The organism is Actinomadura opuntiae (assembly GCF_030283205.1).
Taxonomy (GTDB): Bacteria; Actinomycetota; Actinomycetes; order Streptosporangiales; family Streptosporangiaceae; genus Spirillospora.
The window spans coordinates 19,422-40,372 of sequence record NZ_JASNWF010000003.1 but is presented as its reverse complement, the minus strand read 5'-3'; the positions used below and the strand labels follow the sequence as shown (position 1 = coordinate 40,372).

20 protein-coding genes are annotated in these 20,951 nt (G+C 72.7%); 10 read left to right on the top strand and 10 right to left on the bottom strand.

What is annotated here, in order from left to right; genetic code table 11:
- Nucleotides 1-59 precede the first annotated feature (59 nt).
- From QP089_RS06470 to QP089_RS06460, 3 genes are read right to left on the bottom strand one after another with little or no spacing between them, the layout of a single operon-like run.
- Nucleotides 60-869: an IclR family transcriptional regulator gene (locus QP089_RS06470; RefSeq protein ID WP_285910403.1), complete on the bottom strand. Its 810-nt coding sequence runs from the start codon at nt 867-869 to the stop codon at nt 60-62.
- 53 nt (nt 870-922) lie between these two features.
- Complete coding sequence (locus QP089_RS06465; RefSeq protein WP_285910402.1) at nt 923-2,590, bottom strand: thiamine pyrophosphate-binding protein; 1,668 nt, start codon at nt 2,588-2,590, stop codon at nt 923-925.
- Nucleotides 2,591-2,608: 18 nt separating this feature from the next.
- On the bottom strand, nt 2,609-3,364 hold the full coding sequence (locus QP089_RS06460) for an SDR family NAD(P)-dependent oxidoreductase (protein WP_285910401.1): 756 nt from the start codon (nt 3,362-3,364) through the stop codon (nt 2,609-2,611).
- A gap of 103 nt (nt 3,365-3,467) precedes the next feature.
- Between QP089_RS06460 and QP089_RS06455 the strand changes: the two genes are divergently transcribed.
- From QP089_RS06455 to QP089_RS06445, 3 genes are read left to right on the top strand one after another with little or no spacing between them, the layout of a single operon-like run.
- Complete coding sequence (locus QP089_RS06455; RefSeq protein ID WP_285910400.1) at nt 3,468-4,541, top strand: ABC transporter permease; 1,074 nt, start codon at nt 3,468-3,470, stop codon at nt 4,539-4,541.
- Complete coding sequence (locus tag QP089_RS06450) at nt 4,538-5,608, top strand: sugar ABC transporter substrate-binding protein (RefSeq protein ID WP_285910399.1); 1,071 nt, start codon at nt 4,538-4,540, stop codon at nt 5,606-5,608. Before QP089_RS06455 ends, QP089_RS06450 begins: the two co-directional genes overlap by 4 nt.
- Before the next feature lies 1 nt (nt 5,609).
- Nucleotides 5,610-7,118, top strand: a complete 1,509-nt coding sequence (locus QP089_RS06445; protein WP_285910398.1) for a sugar ABC transporter ATP-binding protein — start codon at nt 5,610-5,612, stop codon at nt 7,116-7,118.
- Nucleotides 7,119-7,124: 6 nt separating this feature from the next.
- Here QP089_RS06445 and QP089_RS06440 read toward each other — a convergent pair whose 3' ends face one another.
- Nucleotides 7,125-8,114 carry a TIGR03621 family F420-dependent LLM class oxidoreductase gene (locus QP089_RS06440; protein ID WP_285910397.1) on the bottom strand — a complete coding sequence of 330 codons (990 nt, stop codon included), beginning with the start codon at nt 8,112-8,114 and terminating at the stop codon, nt 7,125-7,127.
- A 172-nt stretch (nt 8,115-8,286) separates the two neighbouring features.
- Here QP089_RS06440 and QP089_RS06435 point away from each other — a divergent pair, with 172 nt between their 5' ends.
- Complete coding sequence (locus QP089_RS06435; RefSeq protein WP_285910396.1) at nt 8,287-8,532, top strand: DUF3311 domain-containing protein; 246 nt, start codon at nt 8,287-8,289, stop codon at nt 8,530-8,532.
- Complete coding sequence (gene mctP, locus QP089_RS06430; protein WP_285910395.1) at nt 8,529-10,163, top strand: monocarboxylate uptake permease MctP; 1,635 nt, start codon at nt 8,529-8,531, stop codon at nt 10,161-10,163. The genes QP089_RS06435 and mctP overlap by 4 nt, the downstream gene beginning before the upstream one ends.
- A 161-nt stretch (nt 10,164-10,324) precedes the next feature.
- On the opposite strand, the gene QP089_RS06425 is transcribed toward mctP, so the two are convergent.
- The 3 genes from QP089_RS06425 to QP089_RS06415 form a co-directional block, all read right to left on the bottom strand.
- The gene (locus QP089_RS06425; RefSeq protein WP_285910394.1) at nt 10,325-10,831 is read right to left on the bottom strand and encodes a GNAT family N-acetyltransferase; all 507 of its coding nucleotides are present in this window, start codon (nt 10,829-10,831) and stop codon (nt 10,325-10,327) included.
- A gap of 29 nt (nt 10,832-10,860) precedes the next feature.
- Nucleotides 10,861-12,411 carry a cytochrome bc1 complex cytochrome b subunit gene (gene qcrB / locus QP089_RS06420; RefSeq protein ID WP_285910393.1) on the bottom strand — a complete coding sequence of 517 codons (1,551 nt, stop codon included), beginning with the start codon at nt 12,409-12,411 and terminating at the stop codon, nt 10,861-10,863.
- Nucleotides 12,412-12,563: 152 nt separating this feature from the next.
- Nucleotides 12,564-13,628 (bottom strand): phosphotransferase family protein, encoded by a 1,065-nt coding sequence (locus QP089_RS06415; RefSeq protein WP_353070554.1) that lies wholly within the window; start codon nt 13,626-13,628, stop codon nt 12,564-12,566.
- A gap of 118 nt (nt 13,629-13,746) precedes the next feature.
- On the opposite strand from QP089_RS06415, the gene QP089_RS06410 reads away from it, so the two are divergent.
- The 3 genes from QP089_RS06410 to QP089_RS06400 all read left to right on the top strand — a co-directional run bounded on the left by QP089_RS06410 (nt 13,747) and on the right by QP089_RS06400 (nt 16,128).
- Entirely contained in the window at nt 13,747-15,039 is a 1,293-nt protein-coding gene (locus tag QP089_RS06410) for an acyl-CoA dehydrogenase family protein (RefSeq protein WP_285910392.1), read from the top strand.
- Nucleotides 15,036-15,665, top strand: a complete 630-nt coding sequence (locus QP089_RS06405) for a TetR/AcrR family transcriptional regulator (protein ID WP_285910391.1) — start codon at nt 15,036-15,038, stop codon at nt 15,663-15,665. The genes QP089_RS06410 and QP089_RS06405 overlap by 4 nt, the downstream gene beginning before the upstream one ends.
- A gap of 100 nt (nt 15,666-15,765) precedes the next feature.
- Nucleotides 15,766-16,128 (top strand): VOC family protein, encoded by a 363-nt coding sequence (locus tag QP089_RS06400; RefSeq protein ID WP_285910390.1) that lies wholly within the window; start codon nt 15,766-15,768, stop codon nt 16,126-16,128.
- Between the two features lie 34 nt (nt 16,129-16,162).
- Here the strand turns inward: QP089_RS06400 and QP089_RS06395 are convergent, their stop codons facing one another.
- The 3 genes from QP089_RS06395 to QP089_RS06385 form a co-directional block, all read right to left on the bottom strand.
- Complete coding sequence (locus QP089_RS06395) at nt 16,163-16,978, bottom strand: PIG-L family deacetylase (RefSeq protein WP_285910389.1); 816 nt, start codon at nt 16,976-16,978, stop codon at nt 16,163-16,165.
- A 67-nt stretch (nt 16,979-17,045) separates the two neighbouring features.
- Nucleotides 17,046-17,900, bottom strand: coding sequence for a class II glutamine amidotransferase (locus tag QP089_RS06390; protein ID WP_285910388.1), 855 nt, complete (start codon nt 17,898-17,900; stop codon nt 17,046-17,048).
- A 57-nt stretch (nt 17,901-17,957) separates the two neighbouring features.
- Complete coding sequence (locus QP089_RS06385) at nt 17,958-19,412, bottom strand: amino acid permease (protein WP_285910387.1); 1,455 nt, start codon at nt 19,410-19,412, stop codon at nt 17,958-17,960.
- A gap of 136 nt (nt 19,413-19,548) precedes the next feature.
- On the opposite strand from QP089_RS06385, the gene QP089_RS06380 reads away from it, so the two are divergent.
- Both QP089_RS06380 and QP089_RS06375 read left to right on the top strand, forming a co-directional pair.
- Complete coding sequence (locus QP089_RS06380; RefSeq protein WP_285910386.1) at nt 19,549-20,049, top strand: HAD domain-containing protein; 501 nt, start codon at nt 19,549-19,551, stop codon at nt 20,047-20,049.
- A gap of 119 nt (nt 20,050-20,168) precedes the next feature.
- Complete coding sequence (locus QP089_RS06375; protein ID WP_285910385.1) at nt 20,169-20,930, top strand: SDR family NAD(P)-dependent oxidoreductase; 762 nt, start codon at nt 20,169-20,171, stop codon at nt 20,928-20,930.
- Nucleotides 20,931-20,951: the final 21 nt, after the last annotated feature.

Sequence of the window (20,951 nt, the reverse complement as noted above, 5' to 3'; positions counted from 1 at the left end):
CGGCCACCACTGTGGGCCACCGATTCTGAGCGGAGGGTGAGAGGAGTCTTAGACGCCGCTCAGGAGGTTCTTAACCGCGGTGGCGGCAGGGGCGCGCCGTCGCGGGCCAGCTCGCGCGACAGCGACAGCGCCGCGGTCCGGACGGCCGGGGCGAGCCGGTCCAGGTCCAGCCGGCACACGTTGCCGGTGATGGAGATCGCGGCGATCACCCGGCGGCGGTGGTCGAAGACGGGCGCGGCGACGGCGGACACCCCCGCCTCCGACTCCTCCCGGTTCACCGCGTAGCCGCGGTCGGCGGTGCGGGCCAGCTCCCGCCGCAGCAGCCCCGGCATGACGATGGTGTGCGGGGTGTGGCGGGCGAGCCCGGCCGCCAGCACCCGGTCCAGCCGCTCCCGCGGCCCGAGCGCGAGGAACAGCTTGCCGGTCGCGGTGCAGTACGCGGGGAGCCGGCCGCCGACGCGGGAGATGATCGGCATGGACCGGTGCCCGCTGACCTTCTCCAGGAACAGCGTGTCGACGCCGTCCAGCACCGCCAGGTGGATGTTCTCGTGCGTCGCCTCGTACAGATCCTCCAGGTGGGGCAGCGCGGCCTCGCGGAACCCGCGCGGCCGGGGCGCCCGCTGGCCCAGCACGAACAGCCGCATGCTCAGCCGGTAGCCGGCCGCGGTCCGCTCGACGCCGCCCCACCGCACCAGCTCCCCCAGCAGCCGGTGCGCGGTCGGCTTGGGCAGCCCGGTGCGCGCGGCCAGCTCGGTCAACGTCAGCTCGGTGTCGGCGGAGCCGAAGGCGTCCAGCAGGCTGAGCCCGCGCGCCAGCACCGATCGCGGCGGTTCTGGCTCCGGCTCCGCTCCGCGGGCGCGCGTGTCCATGTCCCGATCGTCACCGCGATCGGGCGTCCCGGCAAGGGGCGGCGGCCCGCCGCTCACCGCGAGCCCGGAGGCCGGCCGCCGGACGAGGGGGCGTGCCCGGCGACCGGAGCCTCGATCAGCAGCGGCGCCTCCAGGTCCTTCGCCGCCGCGACCGCCTCCGCCAGCTCCGCCGCCGATCCCGCGCGCACCGAGGCGATACCGAACAGCCGCGCCGCCGCCTGCCAGTCCAGCGCCGGCGGCGCGAGGTCCATACCGACGTAGCGGCCGTGCTCGGCGGACGCGCCGCCGCCCTCGTCGAGGGTCTCCTTGAGGGTGCGGTACTCGCCGTTGTTCATCACGACGAACGCGACCGGCACCCGGTGGCGGGCGGCGCTCCACAGGCCCTGCACGCCGAACATCGCGCAGCCGTCCCCGAGCACCGCGACCACCGGGCGGTCGCCGCAGCCCATCCGGGTGCCGACCGCCGCGCCGATGCCCCAACCGAGCCCGCCGCCCACCGTGTGCACGTAAGAGCCGGGCCGGTCCTGGCGCAGCACGGCGCGCAGCCTCAACCCGGTCGTGATCGCCTCCTCCACCACGACCGCGTCGCCGGGCAGTCCTGCGGCGACCGCGTGCGCGGCGGCGGCCGGGTCCATCGGGGCGGGCCCGTAGGCGGCGGCCGCCCGCTGCTCCGTCTCCGCGCGGGCACGGGCGTGCGCGGCGCCGAGCCGCTCGATCCGCTCGCGCGCGGACGGCACCCGGCCATCCAGCGCGGTGGCGAGCGCGAGCAGCGTCCCGGCGAGGTCGCCGGTCAGGCCGTGCCGGACGGCGAAGTTGCGGCCGATCTCCGCCGGGTCCTCGTCGATCTGCACGATCGTGAGGCCGTCCGGGACCGCCGGGCCGGGCGTGTAGTGGTGCGGCATGAACGCGTGGCATCCGGCGATCAACGCGGCGTCGTGCGCGGCGAGCGTCTCCCGGATGACCGCGTTGCGCGGCGGCAGCATCCCGGCGTACAGCGGATGCCCGGTGGGGAAGTCGATTCCGTCGTTCATCGGCTGGTGGTGGACGGCCGCGCCGAGCCGTTCGGCGACCGCGACCAGTTCGGCGACGGCGCCCGCCCGCCCCACCCCGTCGCCGGCGACCACGACCGGACGCTCGGCCGCCGCGAGCAGTGCCGCCGCGTCCGCGACGTCCGCCGGTCCCGGGCCCGTCACGGGGGAGCGGGCGGGCACGGCGACGTCGCAGTCCTCCTCCAGCAAGTCCATCGGCACTGACACCAGCACCGGACCCGCCGGCGGACGCGCCGCCAGCGCGAACGCGCGCCGCAGCACGATCGGCAGGTCACGGGCGTGTTGAACCTCGACCGCCCACTTCGTCGCCGCCGACGCCAGCCCCACCAGGTCGCCCGACAGCATCGGGTCTTGGAGGAGGTGCCGCCGGTCCTGCTGGCCCGCGACGATCACCATCGGCGTCCGCGATCGCAGCGCGTTCAGCATCCCGATCAGCCCGTTCGCGACGCCCGCCGCGACGTGCAGGCTGACCATCGACGTGCGGCGCGTGGCGCGGGCGTACCCGTCCGCCATCGCGACCACCGACGCCTCCTGCAACCCCAGCACATAGTGCAGGTCGGGCGCCTCGACCAGCGCGTCCATCAGCGGCAGCTCGGTGGTGCCGGGATTTCCGAAGATCCGCGTGACGCCCTCGTCCCGCGCGATCTCCAGCAGCGCCTCGATCGGCCTCATGTCCTGCCTTCCCGGATGTCAGTGCTTGGCGGAGCCGCCGTCGACGTTTATGGTCTGCCCGGTGAGGAAGCCGCTGCCCTCGTCCACCACGTACAGCAGCGTGGAGACCAGGTCGCGCGGCTCCTCGACCGCCGGGACCGCCTGAAGGCCCCGCACCCGCTCGAAGCCGCCGTCCGCGCCGGTCGTGCGGGCGGCGGTCGCGGTCCGGGTGAGGCCGGGCGCGATCGCGTTCACGGTGATCCCGTCGGCCCCGACCGCGCTCGCCAGCGCCCGGGTGAAGCCGACCAGCCCCGCCTTGGACGTGGTGTAGGCGACCAGGTCGGGCGGGCCGAGGAACACCACGGCCGAGACGATGTTGACGATCCGGCCCCAGCCCGCCGCGCGCAGGTGGGGGAGCGCGGCGTGCGACACCAGGAACGGCCCGTCCAGGTTCACCCGCATGATCCGGCGCCAGTCCTCCAGCGTCGTCTTCTCGAACGGGATCGGCGGATAGATCCCGGCGTTGTTGACCACGATGTGCAGGCCCCCGAACCGGGCGACGGTCTCCTCCACCGCCGCCTTCACCTCGTCCGGGTCGGTCACATCCGCGCGGACCGGAAGGAAGCGGTCGCCGGGGATGCGGTCCGCGATGCCCGACATGTCGGCCAGGTCCAGGCCCGCGACCCGGAGCCCGCGCCCGGCGAGCGCGATCGCGAACTCCCGGCCCAGCCCGCCCGCGGCGCCGGTGACGAGCGCGACCCGCTGCGTTCCGTTCAAGGACGGCGTCTCGGTCATGGACGGCAGCGTGCGCCCGCCGCGGCGGCGCCGACAAGGCGCCGTTTTCACTCACTGAAACGGCGTCCTTGTCGCGGAAGGCGGCCGGTCCCATGCTCGCCGCATGTCAGTTCCACGGCCCCCGGCCGCCGCGCGGGCGGCGAACGAAGACGGCGAGGCCGGCGTCCGGCGCCGGACGCGCCGCCCGGTCCCCGACGAGGCGGGCGTCGTCGGCGTGCTGGTCCTGCTGGTGCTCGGCGTCGGGCTGTTCCAGCCGGACTTCCTGCGCACCGGCAACCTGCTCACCACCGCGCACAACTCGGTCTACGTCGGGCTGATGGCGCTCGGCATGGTGTTCGCGCTGGCGATGCGGGAGGTCGACCTGTCGGTCGGCGGGATGTACGCGATGGGCGTGGTCGTCGGCGCGCTGCTGATCCGCGACGGCTGGAACACCTGGCTGGCGGCGCTGGCCGTGCTGGCGCTGTCGGCGCTGGTCGGGGCGCTCAACGGCGCGGTGACGACGTACCTGCGGCTGCCGTCGTTCATCGTCACGCTCGCCACCGCGATGCTGCTGCGCGGCGTCGGGCTCGCGCTCGCCGAGGGAAAGCAGATCACCGACCTGCCGCAGGGCGACGCGCTGTTCCGCGTCCTCGGCGGCGGCGACCTGCTCGGCGTGCCGAACGCGGTGTGGGTGTTCGTCCTCGCCGTCGCGGTGCTCAGCGTGCTGTTCACCCGGACGAGGTTCGGCGCGCGGGTGCGGGCGATCGGCTCCAATCCGGAGGCCGCCGAGTTCGGCGGGCTGCCCGTGACCAGCACCCGGATCGCCGCACTGGCGCTGTCCGGGCTGATGGCGGGCGTGGCGGCGGTGCTCGCGCTGGCGTTCTTCATCGCGGGCGACCCCACGATCGGGCAGGGCTACGAGCTGACCGCCATCGCCGCGGCCATCATCGGCGGCACCCCGCTGAAGGGCGGCAGCGGCTCCGTCCTCGGCGCCGCGGCGGGCACCCTCATCCTCGGCGCCGTCACGGCGGCGCTGGTGTTCTTCGAGGTCCCCATCAACTGGACGACCTTCGCGACCGGCGGCGTCATCCTCGTCGCCGTCGGCGCCGCGCCGCTGCTGCGCCGCGTCCGCGACCTGCGTCCGGTCCGCCCGCCGGGGCCGGTCCCCGACCCGCGCCCACCTGGGAGGAACCCATGATCCTTCGTCCTCGCGGGCCCCTCGCCGCGGCCGCCGCGGTGCTGCTCGGCGCCGTCCTGACCACCGCGTCCTGCGGCGGCGGGTCGGGCGGCAAGGGCGGTCGGCTGAAGATGGGCATCGCCGTCGCCAACTACAGCCTCAACTTCGCCCGCGAGATGTACGAGGGCGCCACCGAGGCGTCCAAGCAGGCCGGGAACATCGACTTCAAGGTCGTCGGCCCGCCCAACACCGACGGGCCCGCCGAGCAGCAGCTGTTCCAGAACCTCACCGTCACCCACCCGGATGGGATCGTGCTGGAGAACCTCGACCCGCCGATCTTCACCCGCCCTGCGGCGCAGGCCGTCGAGAAGGGCATCCCGGTCGTCGCGCTGGACACCGCGCCCACCGACGGCAGCAAGGTCGGCTTCTACGTCGGCAACGACAACTACGAACTCGGCGCGATGCTCGCGCAGGCCGCGGTGAAGAAGCTCGGCAAGGACGCCAAGGGGACGATCGTCGTCGGCGTGCCGAACCCGGGCACGCCCGTGCTCGACAGCCGCGCGAAGGGCATCAAGGACACGCTCGCGCAGCAGGCCCCGGGCATCCGCGTCCTCGGCCCGTTCCAGACCTACAGCGACCCGGCGCAGAGCTACGGCGCCTGGCAGGCGCAGGTGAACGCCCATCCGGACGCGCTGGCGTTCCTCGGCGTCGGCGACGCCGACAGCTACAACCTCGCCCGGCTCAAGGAGCAGCGGCACGGCAGGTACCTGACCGCCGGGTTCGACGTCGACCCGAAGACGCTGGACGCCATCAAGCGCGGCACCAACTTCGCCGGCATCGACCCCGAGCACTACCTCAAGGGCTACGTCGCGACGGCGCTGCTCATCAAGGCGGTCCGCGACGGCAAGGGCAAGCCGCCGAGCGGCTGGTTCAAGACGCCCGGCCTGGTGATGGACTCCGGCAACATCGACGAGATCCTCAAGCGGCAGCAGTCGGTGCGGAACGCCTACGCCTGGTACAAGCCGCAGCTGGACAAGCTGCTGGCGGACCCGAACGCGAGCATCCGGCCGCTCAAGGAGGCCCGCTGACATGCTGGTCGCCTCCGGCCTGGTCAAGCACTACGGCGGCGTCACCGCGCTGGACGGCGTCGGGATCACCCTGGACGCGGGGGAGGTGCACGCGCTCGTCGGCGAGAACGGGGCGGGCAAGTCCACCCTCGTGAAGATCATCTCCGGGGTGGTGCGGCCCGAGGGCGGCACCATCGACCTGGACGGCGCGGCGGTCCGGTTCGCCGACGCCCGGCAGGCCGCCGCGCAGGGCGTCGCGATCGTCTCGCAGGAGCTCATGACCTACGACGACCTGACCGTGCTGGAGAACCTCTTCCCCTACGGTGCGCCCCGCCGCCGCGGCCTGGTCAGCACCCGCGAGATGCGGCGTCTCGCCGAACCCGTCCTGGACGAGCTGGGCATCGACCCGCCGCCGCACATCAGAGCCGGGGACCTGCCGCTCGCCGACCGGCAGCTGCTGGAGATCTGCCGCGCGCTGCTGCAGGAGCCCCGCGTGCTGATCCTGGACGAGCCGACCTCCGCGCTGCCCCGCGCCGCCGCCGACCGGCTCGCCGACGTCACCTGGCGCCTCGCCGAACGCGGCCTGGCCGTCCTCTACATCTCGCACTTCCTGGAAGAGGTCATGCGGATCGCGACGCGGGTGACCGTACTGCGCGACGGACGGGTCGTGCTGCCGGGCGCCGACGCCGCGGACGTCGACCTGGACGCCCTGGTCACCGCGATGCTGGGCCAGCCCGCGGGTGGCCCGGCCGCACCGGCCGCCGTGCCCGCCGCCGCCCCGCGCCGCCCCGGCGGGGCGGCGGTCTCCCTCACCGGCGTCACGGTCCCCGGCCGGCTGCGCGACGTGTCGCTCACGGCGGCGGAAGGCGAGATCGTCGGGCTCGCCGGGCTGCAGGGCGCGGGCCATCTCGCCGTCCTGGACGCCGTGTGCGGGCGCGCCCGGCCGTCGCCGGGGTCCGTGCGGCTGCCGGACGGACGATCGCCCCGCTCGGCCCGGCACGCCGTCACGGCGGGCGTCGCCTACATCTCCGGCGACCGCAAAGGCCGCGGGCTGATGCTCGACAAGCCGCTGTGGGAGAACATCACGACGGTGAGCTGGCTCGGGCAGGGACGCGGCGGGTTCCTGCCCCGCCGCTCCCGCCTCGTCGACCGGTCGCGCGGCCATCTGGAACGGCTGCGTATCCGCGGCGACGTGCGCGCCCGCGCGAGCGACCTGTCGGGCGGCAACCAGCAGAAGGTCGTCCTCGCCAAATGGCTGGACGCCGACCCGTCCGTCCTGGCGCTGGACGACCCGACGCGCGGCGTCGACGTCGGCGCCCGCACCGAACTGCACGCCATCGTGCGGGGTCTCGCCGCGGAGGGGAAGGTGGTGCTGATCGCCTCGTCGGACCTCGCCGAGCTGGTCGAGCTCTGCCATCGCGTCGTGGTGTTCCAGCACGGCCGCGTCGTCGGGTCGCTGAGCGGTGGCCGGCTCACCGAACCGGAGCTGAGCCTGGCCATGAACGCGGGGTTCGCCGGCTCCGCGCGCTGACGCACGTCACGCCAGGTGCGCGATGACGGGTGCGAAGGCGTCCATGGCCGCGTCGGGCACCAGGTAGTAGGTGAAGCCGTAGCGGTCGCGGCGGGCGAGCATCTGCTCGGCGATGTGCTCGGGCGGCCCGACGAACTGCGACGGCATGTCCAGCACCAGGTCGGTGGACGCGGTGCCCCAGCCGCGCATGACCGCGACCTTTGCGGCGGCGCGGAGCGGGTCGGGACCGAACGTGGGCGTCACCACCATGCTCAGCTCGACGTCGCGCCCGGCGGCGGCCTCCCGCACCCAGCCGACCTTGCGTTCGATGGTCTCCGGGAGCCGTTCGGTGATCTCGTCGGAGATCGTGCCGTCCGGCAGGGCGCGCGGCAGGATCCCGACGGTGTCGGCGAGCCGGCCCGCGATGCCGAGCATGCGGCGGCTGCCCGCGCCGACCACGAGGGGCGGGCGGCGCTCCGGACGCGGGAAGACCGTCAGGCCGTCGACCCGGTAGTGCTCTCCGGCGAAGGTCGTCGTGTCGCCCGACAGCAGGCTCCGCAGGATCCGCAGCGACTCCTCCAGGCGGCCGACCCGCACGCTCGCGGCGTCGAAGGGCATCCCGGCGGCGTCGTACTCCTCGCGGAGCCACCCGGCGCCGACGCCCAGCTCGAAACGGCCGCCCGACAGGTGGTCGAGCGTGGCCGCCTCCTTCGCCAGCATCACCGGGTGGCGGTAGTCGTTGCAGAGCACCATCGTGCCGATTCGCAGCGTGCTCGTCGCGGCGGCGGCCGACGCCAGCGCGACCATGGGGGCGAGCTGGTCGCCGAACGGCTCGGCCACGAAATGATCGCGCAGGGTCAGCGTCGAGTATCCGAGGTCCTCCGCACGCCGCGCCGTCGCCGTCAGCTCCGCCCCGGAGCGGATCGACTCCCCGACCACGCCGAAGCGGAACGGGCGGCGGGCCCGGCCGGTGCCGGTCCGGCCGGTCGAGGCCTGATCGTTGCGGGCTTGGTCCATGGCCCGAGCATGCCGTGCGCGTGGACCGTTCCGCTGGCAGGAAAACGGCATCGGGCTCGGACTTGGTCAACAAATCGCCCCGGGGGCTGGTGTCCGCGGTTCGAAGATCGCAATATTGCCGGGGGCGGGATTCGCCCTGGCCGCTCGTTCCCCCGGCCCTGGAGGTCAGTCCGTGAGTGATACGTCCCCCGCACCCGCACCCCCGCCCCGCACGTCCCTGGCGCGCAGGGTGGCCGCGGGCATCCTGCTGGTGGCGCCCTTCGTCGTCTACCTGTCCGTGCCGACCTACGCCAAGGACGGTCCGCGCGTGGCCGGCTTCCCGTTCTTCTACTGGTGGCAGCTGCTGTGGGTGGTGCTCACGGCCGTGTGCATCGGCAGCGCCCACCTGCTGACCCGGAAGCGGGGTGCGGCGAAGTGAAGGACGTCAACGGCGTCGAGCTGACCATCTTCATCGTCTTCTTCGCGGTGGTCACCGTGGTCGGCTTCGCGGCCGCGCGCTGGCGCCGCGGTCAGACGATCATGCACCTGGACGAGTGGGGCCTCGGCGGGCGCAGCTTCGGCACGTTCATCACCTGGTTCCTGCTCGGCGGCGACCTCTACAGCGCCTACACCTTCGTCGCCGTGCCCTCGGCGGTGTTCGCGGGCGGGGCGATGGGCTTCTGGGCGGTGCCGTACGGGGCGATCGCCTACCCGATCGTGTTCCTGATCGGCCCGCGGCTGTGGTCGGTCGCGCAGCGGCACGGCTACGTGACCGCCGCCGACTTCGTCCGCGGCCGGTACGGGTCGCGGTCGCTGGGGCTCGCCATCGCCTTCACCGGGATCCTGGCGATGATGCCGTACATCGCGCTGCAGCTCGTCGGCATCCAGGCCGTCCTGACGGTGATGGGCGTGTCCGGCTCCGGCTGGGCCAAGGACCTGCCGCTGTTCATCGCGTTCGCGCTGCTGGCCGCCTACACCTACACCTCGGGGCTGCGGGCGCCCGCGCTGATCTCGTTCGTCAAGGACGCGCTGATCTACCTCGTCATCATCGTCGCGATCGTCTACATCCCGACCAAGCTCGGCGGCTGGGACGGCATCTTCGACAAGTCGGCCGCCGCCCTCGCCAAGCCGAGCCAGGCGACCGGCAAGCCCGCCGGGTCGCTGTTCACCAACGACATGACGCACTGGGCGTACGGGACGCTGGCGCTCGGCTCGTCGCTCGCGCTGTTCATCTACCCGCACAGCGTGACCGGCGCGCTCGCCGCCGGGCGCCGCGACGTGATTCGGCGCAACGCGGCGCTGCTGCCGGCGTACTCGCTGCTGCTCGGCCTGCTCGCGCTGCTCGGCTACATGGCGCTCGCCCACCCCGGCGTCGTCGCCGCCGTCAAGAAGGCCGGCAACCCGCAGCTGGCGGTGCCGGAGCTGTTCGACCAGGTGTTCCCGGACTGGTTCGCCGGCGTCGCGTTCGCCGCGATCGGGGTCGGCGCGCTGGTGCCCGCCGCGATCATGTCGATCGCCGCGTCCAACCTGTTCACCCGCAACGTCTACACCTCCTTCATCCGGCCGGACGCGACCCCCGAGGAGGAGACGCGGGTGTCGCAGCTGGTGTCGCTGCTGGTGAAGCTGGGCGCGCTGGTGTTCGTGCTCGGCTTCGACAAGTCGCTGGCGATCAACCTGCAGCTGCTCGGCGGCATCTGGGTCGTGCAGACGTTCCCCGCCATCGGCATCGGGCTGTACACGCGGTGGCTGGACCGGTGGGGCCTGCTGGCCGGCTGGGCCGCGGGCATGGTGTACGGCACGTACACCGCCTACGACCAGTCGTCGGCGACGCAGAGCCACTTCGGCTCGCCGCTCGCCGACATCCCGTTCATCGGCCACACCGGCTACATCGCGCTGACCGCGTTCGTGCTCAACATGATCGTCGCCGTCGTGGTCACGGCCGTCGTGCGGGCGCTGAAGGTGCCGGCCGGCAAGGACGAGACGAGCGCCGACGACTACACCGCCGACGCGGGCGACCGGCTTGCGACGCCGGAGGACCCGGCGGGCGAGCTGACCGGCCAGTCGGCGTGAGGAGCACCGAAGGCCCGTGACGGGCGTGGACCGGTGGAACGGGGCGAGCGGCTCGGTCGCCGTCCGTGCGGCGTAAGGGCGTCACCGACTGCCCCGTTCCCACCGGTCTCTCCAGACTGCGCTCCGCCCGCCGCGATCCGCAAGGCGGGCGGGGCGGGGTCTCACTCGTCGACGCGCTGGGACAGCAGCTGCCCGGGCCAGTCGCCCACCGTGAACTCGGCGACGGGCTCGAACCCCTGGCTCCGGTAGTAGGCGACGAGCCGCCCGTCGTCGCCGCCGTAGCAGTCGACGCGCAGGAGCCCGGCGTCCCGCGCCCGCGCCAGCCGCTTCGCCTCGTCGATCAGGAAGCCGCCGACCCCGCGCCCGCCGAACGCCCGGTCGGTCACCAGCAGCGTGATGTACAGCTCCGGTTCGCCGGCCGCGCCGATGTAGGACGGCGGGCGCGGCGCGACCGCCATGACCCCGGCGGGGCGGCCGTCCGCCTCCGCCACCAGGATCTCGTCGTCGCGGGCGATGCCGGCGATGCGGTCGACCCGGCGCGGGTCGCGCGACCACGGCTCGGCGCCCCACTGGCCCGTCCGCCCGTTGCTCGCCAGCCACGCGACGGCGCCGTCCAGCATCGCCATGATCACGGGCACGTCGTCCGGGCCGCCCCTGCGGATCCTCATCGCGGCACCTCCCACCCGTGATCATCGCATCAGCGGGGGACGGGCCGGCGCTCCTTCCGCTCCTTCCGCTCCTCCGGACCCTCCAGCTCGCCGCCGCCGAACAGCCGCGCCAGCGGACCGGCCGGCGGTTTCGGGACCGCGGTCCGCGCCCGGATCCGCTCCGCCGTCGCCGCCGGGAGCGGGCGGGTCCGCTCGCTGAACCCGCCGGACGGGTCGCGCACGATGATCCCGGTCTCGATGCCGTGCTCCAGGAGCAGCCGGTCGCGGCGCTGGAGCCCGAGGCACAGCCGCCGCGTCACCGCGAACGCCACCACCGGCCCGACGACCAGCGTCACGCGGAAGAACCAGGTGGTCGCGAACAGGGACACCTCGAAGCGGTCGGCGATGACGTCGTTGCCGGCCGCCGCCCACAGCACGCCGTAGAAGACGATCCCCGCGACGCCCAGGCCCGTGCGGGTGGCGGCGTTGCGCGGCCGGTCGAGCACATGGTGGATCGCGGTGTCGCCGGTCGCGCGCTGCTCGATGAACGGATACAGCGCGAGCAGCGTGAAGAAGGCGGTGATGACCAGCAGCGGGACGAGGATGCCCAGGGCGAGCGTGTGCCCGGCGACGGTGACGTCCCAGCCGGGCATCAGGCGCAGCGCGCCGTCCCCGAACGCCAGGTACCAGTCGGGCTGCGAGCCGGCGCTGATCGCGCTGGGGGAGTAGGGGCCGTACTGCCAGACGGGGTTGATCTGCAGGAACGCCGCCAGCAGCACGGTCACGCCCGCGGTGAACAGCACGAAGGCGGTGGTCTTCGCCATGAAGACCGGGTAGAACGGCTTGCCCCCGACGGTCCGCTCGGTGCTGCGGCCGCGCCGGAAGTCCGTGTGCTTCTGCACCCACGGCAGCACGATCGCGTGCAGCGGTACCAGCGCGGCCATCAGCCCCGGCACCAGCAGGACGTGCACGATGTACAGCCGCGGCACCAGGTCGGTGCCGGGGAACTGGCCGCCGAGCAGGAAGAACGACAGGTAGCTGCCGACGAGGGGGATCGACTGCACGGCGCCGAGCACCAGGCGCAGCCCGGTTCCCGACAGCAGGTCGTCCGGCAGCGAGTAGCCGGTGAAGCCGTTGGCCATCGCCAGCGCGAACAGCACGATGCCGAGCAGCCAGTTCAGCTCGCGGGGCTTGCGGAACGCTCCGGTGAAGAAGACCCGGAGCATGTGCGCCATGATCGCGGCGATGAAGATCAGCGCGGACCAGTGGTGGACCTGCCGCATCAGCAGGCCGCCGCGCACGTCCATGCTGATGTGCAGCGTCGAGGCGTACGCCTCGCTCATCTTGACGCCGCGCAGCGGGATGTAGGAGCCGTCGTAGACGACCTCGACCATGCTCGGCTTGAAGAAGAAGGTCAGGAAGACGCCGGAGGCGAGAAGGACGAGGAAGGAGTAGAGGGCGATCTCGCCGATGAGGAAGGACCAGTGGTCGGGGAACGCCTTGCGGGCGGCGCGGCGGGCGAATCCGGTGGTGCCGAGCCGCTCGTCCAGCGCGTCCAGCGTTCGCCGGGCCGGGTGATCACGCCGTTCGGTCATGGACATGCGCCACTCCCAGGGGGTCGGTCGCCGGTGACCTGTACGACCGAAAGTAGTACGACGCAACGTAGTTCTACAAGGGGTAGTTCTACGAGTCGTAGTACTTCGGGGGGCGGCCGGCCGAGCGGGCGCGGGAACGCTCAGGAGGCGATGAACGCTCAGGAGGCGATGAACGCCTGGGCGCGGCGGAACAGCCCGAGCGTGATCGAGTGCAGCAGGTCGCCGGTCTCCTTCGGCGCCTTGCCCGCGTACGCGCGGGCGTGCGTCCCCTCCAGCACGATGCCGAGCTTGAAGCAGGCGAGCACCGCGTACCAGGTGATCGACGACAGGTCGCGGCCCGCCACGGCCCCGGCGCGCCCGGCGTAGGCCTCGACCAGCTCGTCCGTCGCCGGCAGGCCCCCGGCGGCGCCCAGCGGCCCGGCCAGCAGCGCGCTCTCGTCGCCGTGCCGCGGCCAGGTCGCCAGCAGCCAGCCGAGGTCGAGCAGCGGGTCGCCGATCGTGCACATCTCCCAGTCGACGATGGCCGCGACCTCCGGCCCGCCGAACGAGTACATCAGGTTGGCCAGGTGGTAGTCGCCGTGCAGGATGCCGGGGCGCCACGTCGTCGGGCGGCGCTCCTCCAGCCAGCGCGCCACGTCGTCCACGCCCGGGATCTGCGGGCCCGGGTAGCCGTCCAGCGCGCTGTAGGAGTCCAGCTCCGACAGCCACCGGCTGACCTGCCGCTCCAGGAAGCCCTCCGGCTTGCCGAAGTCGCCCAGGCCCGCCGCCTCGTGGTCGACCGCGCCCAGCGCGGACAATGCCCGCGCCGCGTTCAGGCCCATCTCGTGCCGGACGGACGCGTCGCCGGCGTGCAGGTCCGGCAGCGTCACCGAGGCGTTGAAGCCATCGACCGGCGTCATCAGGTAGAACACCGCGCCGTTCATGACCGACTCGTCCGGGCAGGCCGCGATCACGCGCGGCGCGGGCACGTCGGTGCCGTCCAGCGCCGTCAGCACGCGGGCCTCGCGGCGCAGCACGTCGTTGGTCCGGGCGCGCAAGTGCGCGGGGCCGCGCCGCAGCACGTAGTCACGGCCGCCGCGGCGGAAGCGGACCAGCGTGTTCTGCGTCCCGCCGGTGAGCGGCTCGACGTCCTCGAACGCGCCGCCCGGCAGCCCCTGACCGTCCATCCACCCGGCCAGGACGGCGAAGTCCACGAGCGCGGCGTCGATCTGCTCAGGCTGCACGGCGGTTCCCTTTCCGGTACGGCGGTCTACCGGAGAGTAACAGTCATGCACTTGCATTATTCATTGAGACGGCCCGATTATTCACGGGACGGAGCGCACCGACCGCAGGAGGCTCGCGATGGCCTGGGACTTCGAGACCGACCCCGCCTACCAGGAACTTCTCGACTGGGCGGACGCGTTCGTCCGCGACGAGGTCGAACCCCTCGACCTCGTGCTGGGCGACCCGTACGACAAGACCGACCCCCGCTACAAGACGATCGTCCGGCCGCTGCAGGACCAGGTCCGCGAGAAGGGCCTGTGGGCCTGCCACCTCGGCCCCGACCTCGGCGGCCAAGGGTACGGGCAGGTGAAGCTGGCCCTGCTCAACGAGATCCTCGGCCGGTCCCGCTGGGCGCCGTCGGTGTTCGGCTGCCAGGCGCCCGACTCCGGCAACGCCGAGATCATCGCCCACTTCGGCACGCCCGAGCAGAAGGAGCGCTACCTGCGCCCGCTGCTGGACGGCGAGATCTCCTCCTCGTACTCGATGACCGAGCCGCACGGCGGAGCCGACCCGACCCTGTTCACCACCCGCGCCGTCCGCGACGGCGACGGCTGGGTCATCAACGGCGAGAAGTGGTTCTCCTCCAACGCCCGGCACGCCGAGTTCCTCATCGTCATGGCGGTCACGAACCCCGACGTGTCCGCCTACGAGGGCATGTCGATGTTCATCGTCCCGGCCGGCACGCCCGGCCTGACCACCGTCCGCAACGTCGGCGTCGGCGGCGAGCGCGAGGGCTCGCACGGCTACCTGCGCTACGAGAACGTCCGCGTCCCGGCCGAGAACCTGCTCGGCGACGAGGGCGGCGCCTTCGTCATCGCCCAGACGCGCCTCGGCGGCGGCCGCATCCACCACGCCATGCGCACGATCGCGCAGGTCCGCAAGGCGTTCGACATGATGTGCGAGCGCGCGGTGTCCCGGCAGACCCGGTTCGGGCCGCTGGCCAAGATGCAGATGACCCAGGAGAAGATCGCCGACAGCTGGATCGAGATCGAGCAGTTCCGGCTGCTGGTGCTGCGCACCGCCTGGCTGATCGACAAGCACAGGGACTACAAGAGGGTCCGCAAGGACATCGCCGCCGTCAAGGCCGCGATGCCGAAGGTGTACCACGACGTCGTGCAGCGGGCGATGCACCTGCACGGCGCGCTCGGCGTCTCCAACGAGATGCCGTTCGCCGCCATGATGCTCGGCGCCGAGGCGATGGGCATCGCCGACGGCCCCACCGAGGTCCACAAGATCACCGTGGCGCGGCAGCTGCTGCGCGACGTCGAGCCCGTCGAGGGCCTGTGGCCGTCCGGGCACCTGCCGACCCGCCGCGAGGCGGCCCGCGCCCGCTTCGCCGACGCCCTGGAACACGCTATAGGTAACGAATGAACGAGACGCGGGAGCGGCTGCTGGACGCGGCCGAGCGGCTCTACGCCGAGCGGGGGATCGACGCCGTCAGCCTGCGCGAGATCGTGCAGGCCGCCGGCGCCCGCAACGCCACGGCCGTGCAGTACCACTTCGGCGACCGGGCGGGGATCGTGCGCGCGATCCACGCCCGGCACGCCCCGGAGATCGAGGCGCGCCGGCACGCCCTGCTCGACGCCTACGAGGCGGACGGCGAGCGGGACGGGCGCGCGCTCGCCGCCGCCCTCGTCCGCCCCCTGGCCGTCTGCCTGCGCGACGAGTCGGGCCGGGCGTTCCTGCAGATCTGGGCGGACGGGGTGAACCGGCTGCGCCCGGTCGTCCCGGAGGCCGACGACGGGGCCGACAGCCTGCACCGGTGGCGCAGGCTGGTCGAGCCCGTCCTGGAGGAGGACGCGGCGCGGCTGCACCGCCGGTTCACCGCGATCCTGTACGCCGCGACCGAGCTGGCCCGCCGCGCCCGCTCCGGCCCGCGCACCGACGACCGGCTGTTCACCAGCTACCTGATCGACGTCGTCGCCGCGATCCTCGGCGCGCCCGTCTCCGAGGAGACGCGCCGCCTCGCCGACGAGCGCGACGCCGCCCGCCGCTGATTCCTGCGCCCCTGCGGCAGCGCGGCTCCCATTCGTCCAAGACGCGCCGGGGAGGCGGCCCGGAGACTGGGCATGGCATCGGACGACCAGGGAGGATGACATGACCAGTGAGATCCGGCGGACCTTCTACCCGCTGATCGCGACCGCCGACCCGCAGAAGTCGATGGAGTGGCTGGAGAAGGCGTTCGGCTTCACCCCGCACGCGGTCCACAAGGACGACGACGGGCGGATCGTCCACGCCGAGATGCGCTACGACACCGGGATCTTCATGTTCGGCGCCGGCGTGCAGGTCAAGGCGGCCGTCTACGTCGCGGTCGACGACCCCGACGCCCATCACGACCGCGCGAAGGCGGCCGACGCCGAGATCTTCCGCGAGCTCGTCGACACCGACTACGGCTCGCGCGACTACGCCGCCCGCGACCTGGACGGCAACGAGTGGTACTTCGGCACCTACCGCCCCTGACGCGGAGCGTGCGGCGCCGCCGGGCGCCCGCGCCTCAGCGCAGGCCCGCGAACAGGTCGTCCTCGGTGTCGGGGGCGGCCTCGACGCGGTTGAAGTGCCGGATGAACGTCTCGGTCGAGAAGGCCATGTGCTGGACCTCCTCGGGCAGCCGCAGGAAGAAGATGTTCTCGCCCTGGCTCGCGTGCGCCTGCAGCGCCTTGACCTTGCGGGCGGCGTAGGGGGAGACGTCCACCGCGCTGGTGATCATCTCGTCCGGGACGCCGAAGTCGTCCGGCGGCTCGAAGCCCAGGTCGACCCCCGCCGACTTCGCGACCTCGAACATCTGCGCGACGCCGGACCGGGGGATCGCGGTGTAGTACAGCTTGTCCGGGATGCCGGTCTTCTCGGTGGCCGCGACGGCGATGCGGTGCGCCTGGATGTGGTCGGGGTGCCCGTAGCCGCCGTTCTCGTCGTAGGTGACGACGACCTGCGGGCGGTAGCGCTCCATCAGCTCGGCCAGCCGCCCCGCCGACTCCTCCAGCGGGACGTTCGCGAACGCGCGCGGGTCGTCGTTGGTGGACCAGCCCTCCATGCCGGAGTCGCGGTAGCCGAGCAGCTCCAGATGCGTCACCGCCAGGATCCCGGCCGACTCGCGCACCTCGGCGAGCCGCCGCTGCGCGACCTCCTCGGCGTCGTGGCCCGGCTCGCCCGGCTTCACGCCGCCCGAGTCGTCGCCCTGCTCGCCGTTGGTGCAGGTGACCAGCACCGTCCGGATCCCCTCGGCGGCGCAGCGCGCGAGCAGGCCGCCGGTGCTGAGGACCTCGTCGTCCGGGTGGGCGTGGACCGCCATCAGGGTGAGTTCGTGCTCCATTGCTCCGGGACTCCTCAAGGGCGCTCGTCCGACCCGGTCAACCCTACGTGCCCGCGGGTGAAGCGGATCACGTCTGGGACGTGGCCTCGGTCACCGAGAGATCGTCGCGGGACACCCGGTGGGCCGGCGGGTCGAACGGGAACAGCGAGGTCGCCGACGTGCCCTCCACGACCAGCAGCTCGCCGGGCTCCAGCAGCCGCCAGCCCGGGTCGTCGTCCATCCGCTCGCTGGCGAGGACGTGAGCGGGCGTCCGGTCGCGGTGCGCCGACAGGTGCACGCGGCCGGGCTCGCGGTCGGACGACAGCCGGCAGGCCGCCTCCTGCTCGCCGAGCTCCTGCTCGAGCACCCACAGCTCGTGGGTGTCGGGGTAGCGCAGCGCCCACAGCCGCCGCGACTCGGCGAGCAGGACGTTGAGCGCGAAGACCGGCACCTCGGCGGCGATGCGCCGGACGGCGGCGATCAGGCCGGCGGCGGTGTCGCTGTGCCGCCGGATCTCCGCCGTCACGTAGGCGAAGACCAGCTCCGAATCGGTCTGCCCCTGCACCGGGGCGCGTTCCACGTCGGTGAGCCAGGAGCGGATCACGTCGAGGCCGCGGACCATCCCGTTGTGCGCGAACAGCCGGTCGTCCATGACGAACGGGTGGGAGTTGTGCACGTCGGGCTTGCCCGTCGAGGCATACCGGACGTGCGACATGAACGTGTGGGAGACGACGTCGTGGGCCTCGGCGTTGAAGTCGGCGTCCTCGAACGCCGCGATGGGGGCCCGGTCGCGGACGGGCTCCTCGCCGAGCGAGAACCAGCCGAGCCCCGTGCCGTCGGGCATCCGGCGGCTCTGGGAGTTCAGGCTGTCGGGGGCGTCCAGCAGCCAGAACGTGGCGTGCACGCGCGGCCCGCCGGTCGTCATCCCGAACAGTCGGCACATGCCCCCACGATGCCCGCCCCGCCGGTGCCGAATCGGCACCGGCGGGTCAGGGAACGGTCATTCTTCCGCCGCGGCGGCCGCGCGGGACGCCCTGATGGCCGCGATGCGGCCCCGCGCGCAGAACCAGCCGGCCACCAGCGCGGCGATGATCACCGGGACGGCCAGCACGGTCTGGTGGCCCTCGCCGTCGTCGTCGAACCACATCAGCACGAGCACCGCGGCGAGGAAGGCCAGCGTGACGATCTCGGTGACCGGCGAGCCGGGCAGCCGGTAGGACGGCCGGCGCAGCGCGCCCTCGCGGGCCCGCCGGACGAACAGCAGGTGCGCGATCATGATCATCGCCCAGCTGCCGAGGACGCCGATCGCCGCGAAGTTCAGCACGATCTCGAAGGCGTCCCTGGGGACCCAGGCGTTCAGCCCGACGCCGAGCACGCAGATCGCCGTGGTCAGCAGGATGCCGCCGTAGGGCACCTGCGACCTGCTCATCGTCGTGGTGAACCGGGGCGCCGAGCCGGCTGCGCCGAGCGAGCGCAGGATCCGGCCGGTGGAGTACAGCCCGGAGTTGAGGCTGGACAGCGCCGCGGTGAGCACGATCAGGTTCATGATGTCGCCCGCGGCGGGCACGCCCAGCTTGGACAGCACGGTGACGAACGGGCTCTCGCCGTCCTTGTAGGCGTTCCAGGGCAGCAGCATCGCCAACAGCAGCACCGACCCCACGTAGAACACCAGGATCCGCCAGACGATCGAGTTGATCGCCTTCGGCATGACCTCCTCGGGGTTCTCGGTCTCGCCGGCGGCGACGCCGACCAGCTCGGTCGAGGCGTAGGCGAACACGACGCCCTGGACGACCACCAGCATCGGCAGCACGCCCTTGGGGAAGATCCCGCCGTGGTCGAACATCATCATCGGCCCGGCGTCCTGCGCGCCGACCTTGTGGCCGGTGACCACCAGCACGAGGCCGACGCACATGAACGCCACGAGGGCGCCCACCTTGACGATGGAGAACCAGAACTCCAGCTCGCCGAAGATCCGCACCGAGATCAGGTTGATGGTGACGACCACCGCGAGCGCGATCAGCGCCAGCACCCATTGCGGGATGCTCGTGAACATCTTCCAGTAGTGGATGTAGAGCGCGATCGCGGTGATGTCGACGATGCCGGTCGTGGACCAGTTGAGGAAGTGCATCCAGCCGGCCACGAAGGCGCCCTTCTCGCCCATGAACTCGCGCGAGTAGGAGACGAACGACCCCGACGAGGGGCGGTGCAGGACCAGCTCGCCGAGCGCCCGCACGACCATGAACGAGAAGAACCCGCAGACCGCGTAGGCGATGGCGAGTGATGGGCCCGCGCTGGCCAGCCGCCCGCCGGCGCCGAGGAACAGCCCGGTGCCGATGGCCCCGCCGATCGCGATCATGTTGACGTGGCGGGTCTTGAGGGACTTGCGGTAGCCGGTGTCGCCGGCGTCGACGTGCGGCGTCTCGGCCGGCGCCGTCCTCAAATCCTGCTCGCTCACGCCTCGTTACCGCCTTTCCACAGGGTGTCGCCCCGACGGGCCCGGTGCAGTTTCGGTCATGGAGCCAAAACTGTCAAAACGCTGCCCAAAATGACCTTGATGTAACTTCCGGTCCCCATGCCGTAGGTTCTCGGGTATGGGGTCGCCGCTGGTGCTGCTGGACGTTGACGGTGTGCTCAATCCGTTCGAAAGGCCGCACCGGGGCTACCGGCGGCACCGGTGCTCGCCCAACGGCGTCACGTTCCGCCTGTGGCTGAACGCCGAGCACGGCCCGTCCCTGCTGGAACTGGCCGAGTCCACCGGCGCCGAGCTGGCGTGGGCGAGCTACTGGTGCGACAACGCCAACGAGTGGATCTCCCCCCGGATCGGGCTGCCCGAGCTGCCGTTCGTGCCGATCCCGCGGTTCCCCGGCGTCGAGGAGGGCCGCACCCTCGGCGCCTGGAAGGCCCGGCACGTCGCCGCGTGGGTCGAGCGGCGGCCGTTCGTCTGGTTCGAGGACGAGCCGGACGCGACGGAGTGCATCGCCGCCGAGGAGGGCGTGGCCGAGCACCTCCTCGTCGCCGTCGACCCGCTGGTGGGCCTCACCGACGACGACCTCGAGCGCGGCGCCGCCTGGCTGCGCGCCCTCGCCCGCTGACGCGGGGGTCACGGCGGGACGCGACCGGGGACCGGCTCTTGTCAGGGGCCGCTTACGTCGGCGGACGGGCGGCGGGCAGGATGGTGCTCCGCGTTCCGCGCCCTGACGAAGGAGTGTCCATGAGTTCTCTCGCCGGCCGTACCGCCCTGGTCACCGGGGGCAGCCGGGGAATCGGCCGCGCCATCGCGCTGGCCCTGGCCGCCGACGGCGCCCGGGTCGCGATCGCCTACCGGCGCGACGAGGAGGCGGCCCGCAAGACCGTCGCCGACATCGAGGCCGCCGGGGTGGCGGGCCACGCCGTCCGGGCGTCCGTCGACTCCCTCGACGAGTGCCGGGCGCTCGCCGCCGAGGTCGAGGAGACCTTCGGGGCCCTGGACATCCTCGTGCACAGCGCCGGGATCGCCAGCCGCGGCAACACCGTGGCCGACACCGACCCGGCCGAGCTGGAGCGGGTGCTGCGCGTGCACGCCTTCGGCCCCCACCACCTCAGCCAGGCGCTGATCCCGTTGATGCGGCGCGCGGACCGCAGCGACATCGTTTTCGTGTCCAGCGTGGTCACCGACCTGATGCACCCGAGTTCGGGCCCCTACGCGATGGGCAAGGCCGCCCAGGAGGCGCTGGCGCAGGTCCTGGCGAAAGAGGAACGCGCCAACGGCATGCACGTCAACGTGGTCGCGCCCGGCGTGGTGGACACCGACATGGGGCGGCGGCTGGTGCGCGCCACAATGGGCGTCGACGACATCCGGCAGCAGGACGCCGCGTCCCCGTACGGGCACGTCTGCTCGCCTGAGGAGGTCGCCGACGTCGTCCGGTTCCTCGTCTCGGACGGCGCGTCCTACGTGACGGGGCAGCGCATCGTCATCGACGGCGGCACCTTCTAACCCGCGACCCGCCCGGCCGGG

Bases quoted from the DNA above. Each gene is read 5' to 3' on its own strand.
- QP089_RS06470 (WP_285910403.1), bottom strand. From the start codon at position 869: ATGGACACGCGCGCCCGCGGAGCGGAGCCGGAGCCAGAACCGCCGCGA.
- QP089_RS06465 (WP_285910402.1), bottom strand. From the start codon at position 2,590: ATGAGGCCGATCGAGGCGCTGCTGGAGATCGCGCGGGACGAGGGCGTC.
- QP089_RS06460 (WP_285910401.1), bottom strand. From the start codon at position 3,364: ATGACCGAGACGCCGTCCTTGAACGGAACGCAGCGGGTCGCGCTCGTC.
- QP089_RS06455 (WP_285910400.1), top strand. From the start codon at position 3,468: ATGTCAGTTCCACGGCCCCCGGCCGCCGCGCGGGCGGCGAACGAAGAC.
- QP089_RS06450 (WP_285910399.1), top strand. From the start codon at position 4,538: ATGATCCTTCGTCCTCGCGGGCCCCTCGCCGCGGCCGCCGCGGTGCTG.
- QP089_RS06445 (WP_285910398.1), top strand. From the start codon at position 5,610: ATGCTGGTCGCCTCCGGCCTGGTCAAGCACTACGGCGGCGTCACCGCG.
- QP089_RS06440 (WP_285910397.1), bottom strand. From the start codon at position 8,114: ATGGACCAAGCCCGCAACGATCAGGCCTCGACCGGCCGGACCGGCACC.
- QP089_RS06425 (WP_285910394.1), bottom strand. From the start codon at position 10,831: ATGAGGATCCGCAGGGGCGGCCCGGACGACGTGCCCGTGATCATGGCG.
- qcrB (WP_285910393.1), bottom strand. From the start codon at position 12,411: ATGTCCATGACCGAACGGCGTGATCACCCGGCCCGGCGAACGCTGGAC.
- QP089_RS06410 (WP_285910392.1), top strand. From the start codon at position 13,747: ATGGCCTGGGACTTCGAGACCGACCCCGCCTACCAGGAACTTCTCGAC.
- QP089_RS06405 (WP_285910391.1), top strand. From the start codon at position 15,036: ATGAACGAGACGCGGGAGCGGCTGCTGGACGCGGCCGAGCGGCTCTAC.
- QP089_RS06400 (WP_285910390.1), top strand. From the start codon at position 15,766: ATGACCAGTGAGATCCGGCGGACCTTCTACCCGCTGATCGCGACCGCC.
- QP089_RS06395 (WP_285910389.1), bottom strand. From the start codon at position 16,978: ATGGAGCACGAACTCACCCTGATGGCGGTCCACGCCCACCCGGACGAC.
- QP089_RS06390 (WP_285910388.1), bottom strand. From the start codon at position 17,900: ATGTGCCGACTGTTCGGGATGACGACCGGCGGGCCGCGCGTGCACGCC.
- QP089_RS06380 (WP_285910386.1), top strand. From the start codon at position 19,549: ATGGGGTCGCCGCTGGTGCTGCTGGACGTTGACGGTGTGCTCAATCCG.
- QP089_RS06375 (WP_285910385.1), top strand. From the start codon at position 20,169: ATGAGTTCTCTCGCCGGCCGTACCGCCCTGGTCACCGGGGGCAGCCGG.